17 protein-coding genes are annotated in these 16,492 nt (G+C 63.2%); 11 read left to right on the forward strand and 6 right to left on the reverse strand.

Annotated elements, in window-relative coordinates; translation table 11 throughout:
• Window positions 1-38: 38 nt before the first annotated feature.
• Window positions 39-1,268: an alpha/beta fold hydrolase gene (locus ACJRW5_RS17420; RefSeq protein WP_484571748.1), complete on the reverse strand. Its 1,230-nt coding sequence runs from the start codon at window positions 1,266-1,268 to the stop codon at window positions 39-41.
• A 290-nt stretch (window positions 1,269-1,558) separates the two neighbouring features.
• On the opposite strand from ACJRW5_RS17420, the gene ACJRW5_RS17425 reads away from it, so the two are divergent.
• The 11 genes from ACJRW5_RS17425 to lipB all read left to right on the forward strand — a co-directional run bounded on the left by ACJRW5_RS17425 (window position 1,559) and on the right by lipB (window position 11,766).
• Window positions 1,559-2,824, forward strand: coding sequence for a glutamate-5-semialdehyde dehydrogenase (locus ACJRW5_RS17425; RefSeq protein ID WP_484571749.1), 1,266 nt, complete (start codon window positions 1,559-1,561; stop codon window positions 2,822-2,824).
• A complete protein-coding gene (nadD, locus tag ACJRW5_RS17430; protein WP_484571750.1) occupies window positions 2,825-3,484 on the forward strand; it encodes a nicotinate-nucleotide adenylyltransferase in 660 nt (219 codons plus the stop codon). It abuts the gene before it with no gap.
• Between the two features lie 66 nt (window positions 3,485-3,550).
• On the forward strand, window positions 3,551-3,904 hold the full coding sequence (gene rsfS, locus ACJRW5_RS17435; protein ID WP_484571806.1) for a ribosome silencing factor: 354 nt from the start codon (window positions 3,551-3,553) through the stop codon (window positions 3,902-3,904).
• Between the two features lie 9 nt (window positions 3,905-3,913).
• Entirely contained in the window at window positions 3,914-4,381 is a 468-nt protein-coding gene (rlmH, locus tag ACJRW5_RS17440; RefSeq protein ID WP_484571751.1) for a 23S rRNA (pseudouridine(1915)-N(3))-methyltransferase RlmH, read from the forward strand.
• Window positions 4,382-4,394: 13 nt separating this feature from the next.
• Complete coding sequence (mrdA, locus tag ACJRW5_RS17445) at window positions 4,395-6,287, forward strand: penicillin-binding protein 2 (protein WP_484571752.1); 1,893 nt, start codon at window positions 4,395-4,397, stop codon at window positions 6,285-6,287.
• A 38-nt stretch (window positions 6,288-6,325) separates the two neighbouring features.
• The gene (rodA, locus tag ACJRW5_RS17450) at window positions 6,326-7,429 is read left to right on the forward strand and encodes a rod shape-determining protein RodA (RefSeq protein ID WP_484571807.1); all 1,104 of its coding nucleotides are present in this window, start codon (window positions 6,326-6,328) and stop codon (window positions 7,427-7,429) included.
• A 17-nt stretch (window positions 7,430-7,446) separates the two neighbouring features.
• Entirely contained in the window at window positions 7,447-8,454 is a 1,008-nt protein-coding gene (gene mltB, locus ACJRW5_RS17455) for a lytic murein transglycosylase B (protein WP_484571753.1), read from the forward strand.
• Entirely contained in the window at window positions 8,454-9,464 is a 1,011-nt protein-coding gene (locus tag ACJRW5_RS17460) for a septal ring lytic transglycosylase RlpA family protein (protein ID WP_484571754.1), read from the forward strand. The genes mltB and ACJRW5_RS17460 overlap by 1 nt, the downstream gene beginning before the upstream one ends.
• A 163-nt stretch (window positions 9,465-9,627) precedes the next feature.
• Window positions 9,628-10,803, forward strand: a complete 1,176-nt coding sequence (locus ACJRW5_RS17465) for a D-alanyl-D-alanine carboxypeptidase family protein (protein WP_484571755.1) — start codon at window positions 9,628-9,630, stop codon at window positions 10,801-10,803.
• Between the two features lie 61 nt (window positions 10,804-10,864).
• Window positions 10,865-11,143, forward strand: coding sequence for a DUF493 domain-containing protein (locus tag ACJRW5_RS17470; RefSeq protein WP_484571756.1), 279 nt, complete (start codon window positions 10,865-10,867; stop codon window positions 11,141-11,143).
• A 5-nt stretch (window positions 11,144-11,148) separates the two neighbouring features.
• Window positions 11,149-11,766, forward strand: a complete 618-nt coding sequence (gene lipB, locus ACJRW5_RS17475) for a lipoyl(octanoyl) transferase LipB (protein WP_484571757.1) — start codon at window positions 11,149-11,151, stop codon at window positions 11,764-11,766.
• Window positions 11,767-11,962: 196 nt separating this feature from the next.
• Here the strand turns inward: lipB and lipA are convergent, their stop codons facing one another.
• From lipA to ACJRW5_RS17500, 5 genes are all read right to left on the reverse strand, one after another.
• The gene (gene lipA / locus ACJRW5_RS17480) at window positions 11,963-13,015 is read right to left on the reverse strand and encodes a lipoyl synthase (protein ID WP_484571758.1); all 1,053 of its coding nucleotides are present in this window, start codon (window positions 13,013-13,015) and stop codon (window positions 11,963-11,965) included.
• A 145-nt stretch (window positions 13,016-13,160) separates the two neighbouring features.
• Window positions 13,161-14,435 carry a lytic murein transglycosylase gene (locus tag ACJRW5_RS17485; RefSeq protein ID WP_484571759.1) on the reverse strand — a complete coding sequence of 425 codons (1,275 nt, stop codon included), beginning with the start codon at window positions 14,433-14,435 and terminating at the stop codon, window positions 13,161-13,163.
• 42 nt (window positions 14,436-14,477) lie between these two features.
• Window positions 14,478-14,654 carry an alternative ribosome rescue factor ArfA gene (arfA, locus tag ACJRW5_RS17490; RefSeq protein ID WP_484571760.1) on the reverse strand — a complete coding sequence of 59 codons (177 nt, stop codon included), beginning with the start codon at window positions 14,652-14,654 and terminating at the stop codon, window positions 14,478-14,480.
• Between the two features lie 95 nt (window positions 14,655-14,749).
• The gene (gene holA, locus ACJRW5_RS17495) at window positions 14,750-15,778 is read right to left on the reverse strand and encodes a DNA polymerase III subunit delta (RefSeq protein ID WP_484571761.1); all 1,029 of its coding nucleotides are present in this window, start codon (window positions 15,776-15,778) and stop codon (window positions 14,750-14,752) included.
• A gap of 55 nt (window positions 15,779-15,833) precedes the next feature.
• Window positions 15,834-16,445 carry an LPS-assembly lipoprotein LptE gene (locus ACJRW5_RS17500; RefSeq protein WP_484571762.1) on the reverse strand — a complete coding sequence of 204 codons (612 nt, stop codon included), beginning with the start codon at window positions 16,443-16,445 and terminating at the stop codon, window positions 15,834-15,836.
• Between the last annotated feature and the right edge of the window lie 47 nt (window positions 16,446-16,492).

Consider the following 16,492-nt stretch of genomic DNA (forward strand, 5'->3'; position numbering starts at 1 on the left):
GACGACTTGCACTCATGCCGCAGATTGCATCCGGGGTACTACGCGCAGGACACGGCCGGCAACGGCACCGGGTGGATACGTTCGGCCAGCGCCTGGATGGCGTTGGCATCGGTATGGGTGAAGACGAACGCCAGGCCCTGGTCATCGTGGCGCAGCGGTAAAATGGCTTGGCTCGGCAGGTCGGCATATTTCAACTGCCAGCCCCGTTGCGGCAACTGGCGCGGCAGGTCGGCGTGCAGTCGGCCGCCGAGGAAGCCTAGTTCGCCCAGTTCCACCGGCCACTGCTGACCGTCGGCGTGCTGCAGCTGGGCCATGCGCTGAAGCGGCTTATGGCGCGGCTCGCAGCGTTTTTCCATATTGAGTAGTTGCCCGGCTTGCAGGCGCGTGCTGCCAGGGCTGCGTACTGGTAGCGAGCGATTGCCGAGAAAGGGGCGATAGAGTGCACCGCAGGCTTCGCGGCGTTCGAACTGGGCTAGATGGTCGGCCTGGTGGATCAGTGCGCACTCGCCTCGAATGCAGGCCGAGGTGAACTGGGCGTGTTCCCAAGGCTGGGTGAAGTGGTCGTGTTCGCCGGCCAGCACCAGTGTTGGGCATTGTGGATGTTTGGCAAAGCCGCCGAAGGCCAGCAGGCGCTGGCTGTTTTGCCGGTAACGCTCTATCTCGGCCGGACTCAGGCGCTGGAGCTGCCTTAGAAGTGCCTTGCGGAAAACCGGCGAGATGCCGGTTTCCTGCAGCTGCAGTGGGTTGAGCAGGCTGCTCAGCGTGCCTTGTGCGAACTCGCCCAGGCGCCCTTCATCGAGCAGGACCATGCTCTCCTCGAGCATTCTTCTCGCGCCTGGCCGGCCGAACGCGGTGATGCCGGCCAGCAGCAGGCGTGAGCAGCGCTGTGGGTGGCGGGCGGCAAACAGCGCGGCCAATGCCGAGCCATAGGACAGACCCACTGGCATCAGTGCCGGCAACTCCAATTGCTCAGCAAAGCCGGCGATCAGGTCGGCCAACTGCTCCAGGCTCAACTCGGGAGCCAGCTGCAGATTGCCGCCTTGGCTGGGCAGATCGAGCAATATCACCGGATGCTCGGCGATCAGCTCATCTACCTCGGCAGCGAAGGAACGAAAACTCTGGAAGGCGCCTCCGAGCAGCAGGACCGGTGCGCGCGCGTCTCGCTGGCGTACCGAGTAGGCCTGATAGTGCAGGCGCCAGCCCGCGATCTCGATGACCTGCGGCGCGGCGGCGAGTTGGGCGGCACTATAATCGGTGCGGTAACGCATGGGCACTCCAGTGATTCTTGTTGTTCTTCTGGGGTGTGGCGGCGCTCGGCGCCGTCTGGCCTGGTCTGGTAACGCTTCGCTTGCAAGGTAAGCACTCCAGGGCGACTTTTTGACCCAACCTTTGGGCGGCACCATTCACCTGCTGTCACCGCTGCGCCGCGTGTGCTGGCGTAGCACCGCAGTGAGCGTTACCACAGGCGCTGTCCTACCGCTTGCCAGACGCCGCTGGGCGTGGCCTTGCGAGCCGGCTATAATCAGCCCCTTTTTCCAACTGCCAGACCTCCGCCGCCATGACCGAGTCCGTGCACGCTTACATGACCCGCCTGGGCCAGGCCGCCCGCCAGGCTTCACGGGTGCTTGCCCGCGCCAGCACCGCGCAGAAGAATCGCGCCCTGCAGGCTGCTGCCAATGCCCTCGACGCCGCTCGCGCCGAACTGACTGTCGCCAACGAACTGGACCTGGCCGCCGCGCGCGCCAGTGGCCTGGAGCCGGCCATGGTCGACCGCCTGGCACTCACCCCTAAAGTCATCGACAGCATGATCGAGGGTTTGCGCCAGGTCGCCACCCTGCCAGACCCGATCGGCGAGATTCAGGGCATGCGTTACCTGCCGTCGGGCATCCAGGTGGGCAAGATGCGCGTGCCGCTGGGCGTGATCGGCATCATCTACGAGTCACGCCCGAACGTGACCATCGACGCTGCGAGCCTGTGCCTGAAGTCCGGCAATGCCACCATCCTGCGTGGCGGCTCCGAGGCCATTCATTCCAATCAGGCGATTGCCCGCTGCATTCAGCAGGGCCTGGCCGAGGCCGACCTGCCGGCGGCTGCCGTGCAGGTGGTTGAGACCACTGATCGTGCCGCTGTCGGTGAGCTGATCGCCATGCCGGCGTTCGTCGACGTGATCGTGCCGCGTGGCGGCAAGGGCCTGATCGAGCGCATCAGCCGCGATGCCAAGGTGCCGGTGATCAAGCATCTGGACGGCGTCTGCCATGTCTATGTCGACATCGCCGCCGACCTCGACAAGGCCATCCGCGTTTGCGACAACGCCAAGACCCAGCGCTACTCGCCGTGCAACGCCATGGAGACCCTGCTGGTGCATGAGGGCATCGCCGCCCGCGTATTGCCGCCGCTGGCCGCCATCTACCGTGACAAGGGCGTGGAGCTGCGCGGCGATGCCGCCACCCGCGAACTGCTCGGTGGCGATGTGCTGGAGGCCAGCGAGGACGACTGGTTCGCCGAGTACAACGCGCCGATCCTGGCGATTCGCATCGTCGATTCGCTGGATGCGGCCATCGAGCACATCAATCACTACGGCTCGCAGCACACCGACTCGATCATCACCGAGAACTTCAGCGATGCGCGGCGCTTCCTCACCGAGGTGGATTCCGCCTCGGTGATGGTCAATGCCTCCACGCGTTTCGCCGATGGCTTCGAATATGGTCTCGGCGCGGAGATCGGCATTTCCACCGATAAGCTGCATGCCCGCGGCCCGGTTGGTCTGGAAGGGCTGACCAGCGAGAAGTACGTAGTCTTCGGCGACGGACACATTCGCACATAAATGAACGGACTTCGCGCCCGGCGTATCGGCCTGCTCGGCGGTACCTTCAATCCGGTGCATATCGGGCATTTGCGTGCGGCGCTGGAAGTGGCCGAGTTCATGGCGCTGGACGAGCTGCGCTTGATTCCCAGCGCCAGACCACCGCATCGTGACACGCCACAGGCGACGGCCGAGCAGCGTCTGGCCATGGTCGAGCTGGCGGTGGCTGGTGAGGCGCGGCTCAAGGTCGATGACCGCGAGCTGAAACGCGACAAGCCGTCGTACACGCTGGACACGTTGGAGTCGATACGTGCCGAGCTGGCGCCGGGCGATCAGCTGTTTCTGCTGCTTGGGTGGGATGCCTTTTGCAGCCTGCCCAGTTGGCACCGTTGGCAGGAGTTGCTGCTGCACAGTCACCTGTTGGTGCTGCAGCGTCCCGATGCCGACAGCGAGGCGCCGGAAGCGCTGCGCGACCTGCTTGCCGCACGCAGTGTCAGCGACCCGCTGAGCCTGGAGGGCGCAGGCGGGCAAATCAGTTTCATCTGGCAGACTCCGCTGGCGATTTCCGCCACGCAGATCCGCCACTTGTTGGCAACCGGCCGTTCCGCGCGTTTTCTCATGCCGGACGCGGTACTGGCCTATATCCAGGCGCACGATCTGTACCGTGCGCCGAATGCTTGATACGTCGCGCAGCAGCGCAGGCGTCCATTACACGAGGCAAACGAGTCATTTATGAGTAAGCAGAACATGCCCAGCGCCGAGCTGGTCAAGATCGCCGTGGCGGCGCTGGAAGAAATCAAGGCGACCGACATCACCGTGATCGACGTCAAGGAAAAGACCAGCATCACCGATTTCATGGTGATCGCCAGCGGTAGCTCCAGCCGTCAGGTCAAATCCCTGGTGGAGAACGTGCTGGAGAAGGTCAAGGAACAAGGCGTGCGTCCGATCGGCAGCGAAGGCCTGGACAGCGGCGAATGGGCGCTGCTCGACCTGGGCGACATCGTCGTTCACGTGATGCTGCCGACAGCGCGTCAGTTCTACGATCTCGAGCGCCTGTGGCAGGGTGCCGAGCAGAGCCGCGCCCAGCATTCGGCCGAGTAAGCCTGCGCCGTGCGAATCAAGCTGATTGCCGTTGGCTCGCGCATGCCGAAGTGGGTCGAGGATGGCTGGCAGGAGTACGTCAAGCGCCTGCCGGCCGAGCTGCCGCTGGAACTGGTGGAAATTCCCCTCAATACCCGTGGCAAGAACGCCGATGTCGCGCGCCTGATTCGTCAGGAGGGCGAGGCCATGCTGAGCAAGGTGCAGCCCGGCGAACGTATCGTCACGCTGGAGGTCCATGGCAAGCCGTGGAGCACCGAGCAACTGGCGGCGGAGCTGGATCGATGGCGCCTCGATGCGCGTAACGTCAACCTGATGGTCGGCGGCCCGGAAGGGCTGGCGCCGGAGGTTTGCGCGCGCAGCGAGCAGCGTTGGTCGCTGTCGCCGCTGACCCTGCCACATCCGCTGGTGCGTATCCTGCTTGGCGAGCAGATCTATCGGGCCTGGACCGTGCTGTCTGGCCACCCTTATCACAAATAGTCAGCCGTAACCGATGCCGCAGCCGATTCGCCTCAAGGATCACGAAAAAGACGCTCGCCTGGTCAAGCGCCGGGTACTCGTCGGCGGTGCGGTCATCATCCTGCTTACCTGCGTACTGATCATGCGCATGTACTACCTGCAAGTGATTCAGTACGAGCATCACAGCACCCTGGCGGAGAACAACCGCATCCACGTGCAGCCGATCCCGCCCACGCGCGGGCTGATCTATGACCGCAACGGCGTGATCATCGCCGACAACCGGCCCAGCTTCAGCCTCACCGTGACCCGCGAACGCGCCGGTGATTGGCAGCAGGTGCTGGATACCGTGGTCGAGGTGCTCGAGTTGACCGAAGAAGACCGCGCGCTGTTCGAGCGGCGGGTGCGTCAGGGGCGGCGGCCATTCGAGCCGGTGCCGATTCTGTTCGAGCTGAGCGAGGAGCAGATCGCCCGGGTGGCGGTCAACCAGTTCCGCCTGCCTGGAGTCGAGGTGGCGGCACAACTGGTGCGGCATTATCCGCTGCAGGAGCACTTCGCCCATTCGGTCGGCTATGTTGGACGGATCAACGAGCAGGAGCTCAAACGCCTGGATCCGACCGAATATGCCGGCACCCACCATATCGGCAAGACGGGGGTCGAGCGCTTCTACGAAGAAGAGCTGCATGGCGAGGTCGGTTACGAAGAGGTCGAGACCAATGCCCGGGGGCGCGTGCTGCGGGTGCTCAATCGCATCGACCCGAAACCGGGCAAGGACATCGTCCTGAGCCTCGACTCGCGTCTGCAGGAGGCTGCCGAGAATGCGCTGGGCGGGCGCCGTGGTGCGGTGGTGGCGATTCAGCCGAAAACCGGCGAGGTGCTGGCGATGGTCAGCCAGCCGAGCTTCGATCCCAACCCCTTCGTCACCGGGATCAGCTTCAAGGCCTACGGCGAGTTGCGCGATTCGATCGATCAGCCGCTGTACAACCGGGTCTTGCGTGGCCTCTATCCGCCGGGTTCGACGGTCAAGCCGATGGTCGCGGTGTCGGGGCTCGATGCTGGTGTCGTCACGCCCTCTACCCGGGTGTTCGACCCCGGCTTCTATCAGTTGCCCAACAACAGCCACAAGTACCGCAACTGGAACCGTAACGGTGACGGTTGGGTCGACCTGAACCTGGCGATTGCCCGCTCCAACGACACCTATTTCTACGATCTGGCGCACAAGATGGGGATCGATCGCCTGCATGATTACATGAGTCGCTTCGGTCTCGGTCAGCGCGTGGCGCTGGACATGTTCGAGGAAACCGCGGGTCTGATGCCGTCGCGTGACTGGAAGCGTGCACGCTACCGCCAGCCCTGGTACCCAGGCGAGACGCTGATCCTCGGCATCGGCCAGGGTTACATGCAGACCACGCCGCTGCAGCTGGCTCAGGCCACGACGTTGATGGCGACGCGCGGCAAGTGGATTCGCCCGCACTTGGCCAAGAGCATCGATGGCCGCCTACCTGTGGACCCCAACCCGATGCCAGATATCGTGTTGCGTGATCCCAAGTTCTGGGATTACAGCATCCACGGCATGGAGGAGGTCATGCACGGCGCTCGGGGTACCGCACGCAAGGTCGGCGACAGTGCCGTCTACCGCATCGCCGGCAAGAGTGGTACGGCTCAGGTGGTGGCGATCAGGCAGGGTGAGCGCTACGACCGCAACAAGATTCAGGAGCGCCATCGTGACCATGCGCTGTTCATTGGCTTTGCGCCGGTGGAAAACCCGCAGATCGCCGTGGCGGTGATGGTGGAGAACGGCGAATCCGGTTCTGGCGTTGCCGCGCCGGTGGTCAAACAGGTCATGGACGCCTGGTTGCTCGATCAAGAGACCGGTCAGCTGAAGGCCGAATTCGCATTGCCGCAAAGCGCTGAGGTCAGTCAACGATGATCGGTAACTTCGACCGTACGCTTTCCGATGAGGACGTGCTGCGCAGGCGCGCCAGCCTGTTGCAGCGCCTGCATATCGACGGCTGGCTGTTGCTGCTGCTGTTGATTCTGGGCACCGGCAGTCTGTTCATCCTCTATTCGGCCAGCGGCAAGAATATCGACCTGCTGATCAAGCAGGCCTCTTCCTTCGGCATCGGTATGCTCGCCGTGGTGGTCATCGCTCAGTTCGATCCGCGTTTCATGGCGCGCTGGGTGCCCTTGGCCTATGTGCTGGGGGTAAGCCTGCTGATCGTGGTGGAGGTGATGGGCCATACCGCGATGGGCGCCACGCGCTGGATCAACATTCCCGGCGTGATCCGTTTCCAGCCTTCGGAGCTGATGAAAATCATCATGCCGATGACCATCGCCTGGTATCTGGCGCGACATAATTTGCCGCCGCGCTTCAAGCATCTGATCGTCAGCCTGGCGATGATCGGTGTGCCGGTGGTGCTGATCGCCAAACAGCCGGATCTGGGCACCTCGCTGCTGATTCTCGCCTCGGGCGCTTTCGTGGTGTTCATGGCCGGCCTGCAATGGCGCTGGATCATCGGCGCGGCAGCAGCGGTGGTGCCGATCGCGGTAGGCATGTGGTTCTTCTTCATGCACGACTACCAGAAGCGCCGCGTGCTGACCTTCCTCAACCCCGAGAGTGATCCGCTGGGCTCGGGGTGGAACATCATCCAGTCCAAGGCGGCCATCGGTTCCGGTGGTGTGCTGGGCAAGGGCTGGTTGCTCGGCACCCAGTCGCACCTGGATTTTTTGCCGGAAAGTCATACGGACTTTATCATTGCCGTGCTTGCCGAAGAGTTCGGTCTGGTGGGCGTTTGCATACTGCTGCTGCTGTACCTGCTGCTGCTCGCACGTGGCCTGGTGATCACCGCCCAGGCGCAGACGTTGTTCGGCAAACTGCTGGCCGGCGCGCTGACCATGACCTTCTTCGTCTACGTATTCGTCAACATCGGCATGGTCAGCGGACTGTTGCCGGTGGTTGGAGTGCCGCTACCCTTCATTAGCTATGGCGGAACCCATCTGGTCACGCTGTTGTCAGGCTTCGGGATATTGATGGCGATTCACACGCACCGTAAGTGGATCGCTCAGGTTTGATTGGGGGTTTGGATTCAATGCATTCACTGCGCAGTTGGGCAGCTCGAACGTTCATCGGAGTCGGTATGGCGGGCCTGCTCGGCGCGACTTCCCAGGCGCTGGCGGCCGATTACGATGGATCGCCACAGGTGGCCGAGTTCATCGAGGAGATGACCCGCGATTACGGCTTCGCCAGTGAGCAACTGGTCAGCCTGTTCGCCGAGGTCGAACGCAAACAGGCGATTCTCGATGCGATCTCGCGGCCTGCCGAGAAGGTCAAGCCGTGGAAGGAATACCGGCCGATCTTTATCACCGACAAGCGTATCGCCCAGGGCGTCGAGTTCTGGAAACAGAACCAGGCTGCGCTGGAGAAAGCCGAGGCCGAATATGGCGTCCCGGCGCAGTTCATCGTCGCCATCATCGGCGTGGAAACCTTCTATGGTGGCAACACCGGAAGCTGGCGGGTGATGGACGCGCTGTCCACCCTGGCCTTCGATTACCCGCCGCGCGCGCCGTTCTTCCGCAAGGAGCTGCGCGAATTCCTCATGCTGACCCGTGAAGAACAGGTCGACCCGATCTCGCTGAAAGGTTCCTACGCCGGTGCCATGGGCCTGCCCCAGTTCATGCCGAGCAGCTTCCGCGCCTACGCGGTGGACTTCGATGGCGACGGCCATATCAACATCTGGAGCAACCCGACCGATGCCATCGGCAGCGTCGCCAGCTACTTCAAGCGCCATGGCTGGCAGGCGGGTGGTCAGGTAGCCAGCCGCGTCGAAATCAGTGGCGAGCGCGTCGAGGAAGGTCTGACCCAGGGGCTCGATCCGGTGAAGAATGTCGCCGAACTGCGTGAGCTGGGCTGGACCAGTCAGGACACGCTTGCCGAGGACGTGCCGGTTACCGCATTTCGTCTGGAAGGTGCCGAAGGTGACGAATACTGGTTCGGTTTACCGAACTTCTACACCATCACCCGCTACAATCGCAGCGTGATGTACGCAATGGCGGTCAACCAACTGGCCGAGTTGCTGGTCGAAGCGCGGGGTAATTGATGAATTTGTCCAAACTGCTGCCACTGGCTGCCTGTGTAAGCGCAGCTGTGCTGTTGGCCAGCTGTTCTTCCAATCGAGCGACGCAGCCGGGCGTGACGCCGGGGCAGTCCGCGGGCATATCCGGGCCGGATGACTTCAATCGTCCGCACCGCGACGGCGCGCCTTGGTGGGATGTCGACGTGTCGAAGATTCAGGACGCCATTCCCATGCCGCACTACGGCCCGGTCAAGGCCTCGCCCTATACGGTATTCGGCAAGCAGTACTACCCGATTCAGGATGCCCGTCGCTACCAGGCCGTGGGCCCGGCATCCTGGTACGGCACCAAGTTTCATGGTCAGGCCACTGCCAATGGCGAAACCTACGATCTGTACGGCATGACCGCCGCACACAAGACCCTGCCGCTGCCCAGCTACGTACGTGTGACCAACCTGGAAAACGGCAAGAGTGTGATTTTGCGGGTCAACGACCGTGGGCCGTTCTACTCCGACCGCATCATTGACCTGTCCTTCGCTGCGGCGAAGAAGCTCGGCTATGCCGAGAAGGGCACTGCGCGGGTCAAGGTAGAGGGCATCGATCCGCATGAGTGGTGGGCGCAGCAAGGCCGTCCGGTGCCGCTGGTGCTGGCCAACAATCAGCCGGCCAAGGCCACTGTGAGCCAGCCTGTCGCGCAGCCGAAACCAGTGGTCGAGCAATACGCGCCGCCGCCTGCGCAGCATGCCGCGGCCGTGGTGCCCGTGCAGGTTGACGCAAAAAAAAACGATTCACTCGGAGCGTCTGGCCTGTATCTCCAAGTTGGAGCCTTCGCCAATCCGGACGCTGCGGAGCTGCTCAAGGACAAGTTGAGCCAGAGCACCAGTGTGCCGGTGTTCATCAGCTCAGTGGTGCGCGACCAGCAGATTCTGCACCGGGTTCGCCTGGGGCCGATCAGCAACCAGGGCGAGGCTGAGCAACTGCAGAGCAGCGTACGCGTAGCCAATCTCGGGCAACCGACACTGGTGCGCGGCGACTGACTTCGATCCCGCTGGGCCGCGGCAAGGGTCATGATGATTCTTTCCTGGCCCCGGGGCACTAAACCGGCCTTGGCCGGACTAACTCTCGGGTGCCATCATCGGCGGCCGGGGGAGGGCCCTTCATGGGCTGTTTCACAATCCACGCAAATTTTTCGAGAGACGGATGAACATCACCAGCTTCGCGCAACGTGCCTTTCTCTTCATGACCCTGTTGGTTTCGCCACTGGTCTGGGCCACCCCGCAGGTCGTCCCGGCGCCGCCGCAACTGGCGGCCACCGCTTACGTGCTGATGGACGCCGCCACCGGCCAGGTGCTGGTGGGCGAGAACGGCGACGAGCGCCTGCCGCCCGCCAGCCTGACCAAATTGATGACCGCCTACATTGCCACCCTGGAAATTCGCAACGGCAAGATCGGCGAGAAGGACATGGTGACCATCAGCGAGCACGCCTGGCGTACCGGCGGTGCCGGCTCGGGCGGTTCGACCATGTTCCTCCCGGTCAATAGCCAGGCCAGCGTGGACGACCTGCTGCACGGCATCATCATTCAGTCCGGTAACGACGCCAGCATCGCCCTGGCCGAGTACATCGCCGGTAGCGAAGACGCTTTCGCCGACATGATGAACGCCACCGCCGAGCGTCTGGGCATGAGCAACAGTCACTTCATGAACGCCACCGGTCTGCCTGATCCGCAGCATTATTCCAGTGCGCACGACATGGCGATCCTGGCGCGCGCGATCATCAACGAGGATGCCGACCACTACGCCATCTACTCGCAGAAGGAGTTCCTCTGGAACAACATCAAACAGCCCAACCGTAACCTGCTGCTGTGGCGCGACAAGACCGTCGACGGTCTGAAGACCGGCCACACCCAGGAAGCCGGTTACTGCCTGGTGTCCTCTGCCGTGCGTGACGGTGCGCGCATGATCACTTCCGTGTTCGGCACCAACAGTGAGCAGGCGCGTGCCGCCGAGACTCAGAAACTGCTGACTTACGGTTTCCGCTTCTTCGAAAGCCGCACCTTCTACCAGAAAGGCGCCGAACTGGCTCAGGCTACCGTGTGGAAAGGTCAGGCAGATCAGGTCAAGGCCGGTCTGGCAGAAGATCTGGCGCTGACCATGCCCAAGGGCCAGCTGGAGAAACTGCAAGCCAGCATGACCCTCAACCCACAACTGATCGCGCCGATCCAGCAGGGCGACGTGATCGGCAAGGTCGAGGTCAAGCTGGGTGACGAGGTGGTGCACAGCGCCAACCTGGTAGCGTTGCAGTCGGTCGAGGAGGCTGGCCTGTTCGGTCGCCTGTGGGACAGCATCCGCCTGTTCTTCTACGGCCTGTTCAACTGATAGCTCCGGCCGCTCCAGGTGGGCGGCCCTTTTCTGGACGGGCCGCGAGCCCGCTGATGCCATGACCGATACCGACGTTCAACCGCCAAAAATCGAATTTCCCTGTGAGCGCTACCCGATCAAGGTGATCGGCACCGCAGGCGAAGGTTTCTCCGATCTGGTGATCGAAGTCATCCAGCGCCACGCGCCGGATCTGGATGCCTCCACACTGGTGATGCGCGACAGCCGCAACGGCAATTTTCTCTCCGTGCAGGTGCTGATCACCGCGACCAGTGTCGAGCAGCTGCAGGCGATTCATGTCGATCTGCGCGCAACCGGCCGTGTGCACATGGTGCTTTGATAGCCATGCCCGAACTGGTTGTGCGTCATCTGGGGTTGGTCGAGTACCAGCCGACGCTGGAGTCCATGCGCCAGTTGACTCGTGAACGCGACGAGCACACGGCAGATGAGATCTGGCTGTTGCAGCATCCCAAGGTGTTCACCCAGGGGCAGGCCGGCAAGGCCGAGCACCTGCTGGCGCCGGGGGATATTCCGGTGGTGCAGGTCGAGCGCGGCGGCCAGGTGACCTATCACGGTCCCGGTCAACTGGTGGCCTACCTGATGCTCGACCTGCGCCGTCTCGATCTTGGAGTGCGTGAGCTGGTCACGGCCATGGAGCAGAGCCTGGTCGAGCTGCTCGGCAGCTATGGTATCGACGCTGCGCCCAAGGCCGATGCGCCAGGGGTCTACGTCGCGGGCGACAAGATCGCTTCGTTGGGCCTGCGGGTCAGCCGCGGTTGTTCGTTCCATGGTCTGGCGCTCAATGTCGATATGGACATGACGCCCTTTCAGCGCATCAACCCCTGCGGCTACGCCGGGCTGAAGATGGTGCAGATGCGCGACTTGCTGAGCACGGCGCCGCTGTTCGACGAGGTTGCGCAGCGCCTGGAGCGAGTGCTGCGCGTCCGTTTGGGTTACGCGTAGAGTCTCGTGGGGCTATCTAGTTAGGCGGCTAGATCCCTAATCTCTCGGTGCGCATGGCGCACCCTGCAGGCGGTGCTCCGGTCGAGACACGCGTAGGGTGCGCTACGTTCACCAACGAGGCCTCTGTCGCTCTTTGCTGGCAGCAACGAAAAAGGGACGCCGAGGCGTCCCTTTCGTTTGTCGTGAAGAATCTGTCTCAGTTCAGATTCAGTGCCGGAATCAGGCTGCTGTCGACTTGCTGGCCGGGTACCGGAACGGGAGCGGCCAGGCCCAGGTTGTTCTTCTCGAACACGCGGTCGGCGCGGTAGCTGGAGCGCACCAGCGGGCCGGCGGCGACTTCCATGAAGCCCTTCTCCAGGCCGATGTCGCGCAGGCGATTGAACTCTTCCGGGCTGACCCAGCGCTGCACCTTCAGGTGGTTGCGCGTTGGCTGCAGGTACTGACCGAGGGTGAGGATATCCACGCCAATAGCGCGCAGGTCATCCATGGTCTGCAGCACTTCCTCGTCGGTCTCGCCGAGGCCGAGCATCAGGCTGGTCTTGGTCAGCACGTCCGGGCGGTGCTTCTTGGCGTGCTCGAGCACTTTGAGGGTCTTCTCGTAGCCGGCGCGCGGGTCGCGCACTACATGGGTCAGACGCTCAACAGTCTCGACGTTCTGTGCGAACACTTCCAGGCCCGAATCCACCACGCGCTCGATGGCCTGATGATCGCCGTCGAAATCAGGGGTCAGTGCTTCGACCACCACCTGAGGCGTGTTGGCCTTGATCGCGCGTACGCAGGCCGCATAGTGGCTGGCGCCGCCGTCTTCGAGGTCGTCGCGGTCTACCGAGGTCAGCACGATGTAACGTAGCGCCATCAGTTCGACGGACTTGGCGGTGTTCTGCGGTTCTTCCAGGTCCAGCCAGCCGTTGGGGTTGCCGGTGTCTACGGCGCAGAAGCGGCAGGCGCGGGTGCACACCGACCCCATCAACATGATGGTGGCCGTGCCGTTGGACCAGCATTCACCCATGTTCGGGCAGTGCGATTCCTGGCACACGGTGCTCAGGCGATGTTCGCCGACATTACGTTTGACCGCCTCGAAGCGGCTGCCGCCCGGTGCCTTGACCCGCAACCACTTCGGCTTGGGCTCGAATACCTGAGGTTCGGCCGCAGCACGGCGCTTCTGACCATCCTTGATCGCGGTGATGCCTTGGGCTGTGCGGAATTTTTCGCCGCTGGCGACGGATTTTGGCGAGGAGGTGTCGGACATCGGAAATCTGGGCTCCGGTAGAGGCTCCGTGGGGCGGGTGGCTTTTGGCCGCCCGCCAGTCTATCACAGAAGCTGTATGCAGACGCCGGGGCCGTCTGTCGACAAAGCGTCCTGCATCCGTCGCTTTACGCGATGCAAAAATCGCTTAGCTGCTGGTTGCCGAGGTCAGCGTGCGCAGCTGGTGCAACAGTTGCGTATTGGGATAACCGTCGGCTGGCCATTTCAGCTGCAGTTGCAGCGCACGAATGGCCTTGCGCGTATTGGCGCCGATGATGCCGTCCGCCGGGCCCGGATCGAAGCCGGCCTTGGTCAGCAGCTCCTGCAACTCGATACGCTCGCTACGACCGAGCTGGCGTTCACCGCGTGGCCATTGCCCACGGACTTCGCTGGGGCGCAGCAGGTTGTCAGCCAGCAGGCCAATGGCCAGGGCATAGGAGGTGGAGTTGTTGTACTTGAGAATGCTGCGGAAGTTGTCCAGCAGCAGGAACGCCGGGCCGCTATGGCCTGCAGGGAGCTGCAGGCTGGCGCGGGAACTGGCAGCAGCGCCGGTAGCCGATAGCGGACGCACGCCGAGCTCGGCCCATTCGGCCAGGGTGCGGCGTTGCTCCGGGTCTGCCAGGGCATAGTCGAAACCACTTGGCAGGTTGACCTCGAAGCCCCAGGGCTGACCTCGCTGCCAGCCCGATGCCTGCAGGTAGTGTGCTGCCGAGGCCAGGGCGTCGGTGGAGGAATTCCACAGGTCACGCCTACCGTCCTGGTCGAAATCGACGGCATGCTGGTTGTAGGTGGTCGGCATGAACTGGGTCTGGCCCATGGCGCCGGCCCAGGAGCCGATCATGCGCTCGCCGGTGATATCGCCGTTCTGCAGGATCTGCAGTGCGGCCAGCAACTGGCCGCGCCAGAACCCCTGGCGTCGGCCGTCATAGGCCAGCGTTGCCAGGGAGCGGATTACGCTGTGGCTGCCGATATTGTTGCCGAAGTTGCTTTCCAGCCCCCAGATCGCTACCAGAATCCGCGCATCGACACCGTACTGCTGCTCGATGCGCTGCAGAACCAGATTGTGTTGCGCCAGCAGGACCCGGCCGCGGCCGATGCGACTGGAAGACACTGCGCCATCGAGATACTCCCACACCGGCCTGGTGAATTCCGGCTGGCTGCTGTCGGCCTTGAGCACTGCAGGGTCTGGTGTGATGTCGGCAAATACGCGGTCGAACAGCGCGGCGTCGATACCGGCGGCGAGCGCCTCGCCACGAAGCGCCTGGCGCCAGTCGGCAAAACTGGGGGCGAGAGCGTCAGCAGGGGCTTGGGTCGTTGCCGGGGTGAGAACGGTCGGAAGGCTTTCAGCGGGGGCCTGGGCGCAGGCGGCCAGCAGCAGAAGAGGAAGGAGGCCCAAGGCGCGACGGGGAAACTGGTGTGGCATGTCTATCTCAAGGCATATAAGCAGGCTGCTACCTTAGCATGCTCAGGCCGCAGGCTGGGCTATCCATGACCCCATAAAGCAAGAAGCCTCCCAGTTTTGGGAGGCTTCGCGGCGGTAGCTGCCTTTGCCTTTCAGTGGTCGCTCCTGGCGGGAACGAAACAAGGGCTGGGCGACCATGGATTTGGCCTTGTTCGGCCGTTTGCCGGTTTTCTTGCTCATGACACGTCCTCTATTGAATTGCATGCACGGATGCAGGCGCCGCGGACTATGCGCCGCTGTACAGAAAATGTCCAGATGAAGGGCGGTATATCGGCTTACAGGCGTAGACGCTGACCAGCCAGTTGCAGGCTCAGCAGCGCGAGGTTACTCCAGGGATCGCCGGGTGCCTGGCCCTTGATCTGCGCGTCGATCTGCTGGGCCTGTTGCAGCAGATGGCCCCAGCGCTTGCTGCTGTGGCGCTGCAAGGCCTTGGATACCAGTGGGCGGCGTTTGTCCCAGACCGGTGGGCGGGCGCTGGAAAAGGCCTTGTCCAGCGGTATGCCCTGGCTGTGCTGGTGGGAAATGCCGGCGAGCAGGCGAATCTCGCGCGCCAGTGCCCAGAGAATCACCGGCGGTTCGACACCTTCGCCGCGTAGCCCTTCGAGTACCCGCAGTGCGTGCGCTGCATCTCCGGCGAGTGCGCAGTCGATCAGGCCGAATACATCGAAGCGGGCGCTGTCGGCCACCGCAGCCTGGACGGTCTCCGCATCCACCTGGTTGCCTTCGGCGAGCAGCTTGAGTTTTTCCACTTCCTGCGCTGCGGCCAGCAGGTTGCCCTCCACCCGTGCGGCGATCATCTCCACCGCATCGGCGCTGGCGCTCAGGCCGGCCTGGGCCAGGCGCTGGCGCACCCACTGTGGCAGCTGGTTGGCGTCGACTGGCCAGATCTGGATGAATTGGCTGGCCTGGTCATCGATCAGCGCCTTGGCCCACTTGGTCTTCTGCGAACTGCCGTCGAGTTTGGGCAGGCTGAGCAGCAGAACGGTGTCCTCTGGAGGGCGGGCCAGGTATTCCAGCAGTGCTGCGCCGCCTTTGTCGCCCGGCTTGCCGGAAGGCAGGCGCAGTTCCAGCAGGCGCTTTTCCGCGAACAATGACAGGCTGGCGCCGGCCTGCAGCAGGTTGCCCCAGTCGAAGTTGGCTTCGGCGTTGAATACCTGGCGTTCGCCGAAACCCTGCTGACGGCAGGCCTGGCGGATAGCGTCGGCGGCCTCCTGGCACAGCAGTGGTTCATCACCGCTGATCACATAAACAGGGGCAAGCGAGCCCTGCAGATGTTTGCCGAGTTGGGCGGGGGCAAGCTTCATCGAGGTGATGTCATCAAGGCGAGTGGGCAAGGGCCGCAGGCGCGGCCCAGGTCCGTTACTGGATCGGCAGTTCGATTGGCGACTGTTGCGGGGCAACCTGGCTCTCGCGAGCCTGGCGGGCCGCCTCGAGCGCTTCGGCTTCGGCCTGGGCACGAGCTTCGGCAGCCTGTTGCAACTGGTCCAGCTGAGCCGGGGTGATTTGCTGCAAGCGCAGGGTCAGTTGCTGAATCAGCTCGCGACGCAGTTCATTACGCAGTTGCAGGGCTTCCTGATCCGAACCGGTCAGGTTGTTGTCATCCTGCATGTAGTAGTTCTGCACTTCCACCTGGCTGCTGCTCAGCAGCAGGTTGCGGGCACCGCGGATTTCATAATCCAGAGCCATGGTCACTTCATACTCGGCGCTACGCGCGCCGCCGCTGAAGCTGGCCGTACGGCGATTCTCGGACTCGTTGCGGATCACCAGCTTATAGGGAGCACCGGCGTGAACATTGACGTCGTTGTTCTCCAGCATCTCGCGCAGCTCCTGCACGGTCTCGCCATAGGCGTTGCGGGCGCTGACGTCGAGTTCCTTGAGGGCAAACTGAACGTCGCCTGTACCGCGCAGCTGGAAGCCACATGCGCTGAGCAGGCCAGCCAGGCCGATGACCAGCAGATTCCGTTTCATCATTCTCATATCCCCTTGGCGGATCAGGGCGCCAGCCGAAGTCTGGCGCC

The organism is Pseudomonas pichavaramensis, assembly GCF_050473265.1.
In the GTDB taxonomy this organism is placed as follows: Bacteria; Pseudomonadota; Gammaproteobacteria; order Pseudomonadales; family Pseudomonadaceae; genus Aquipseudomonas.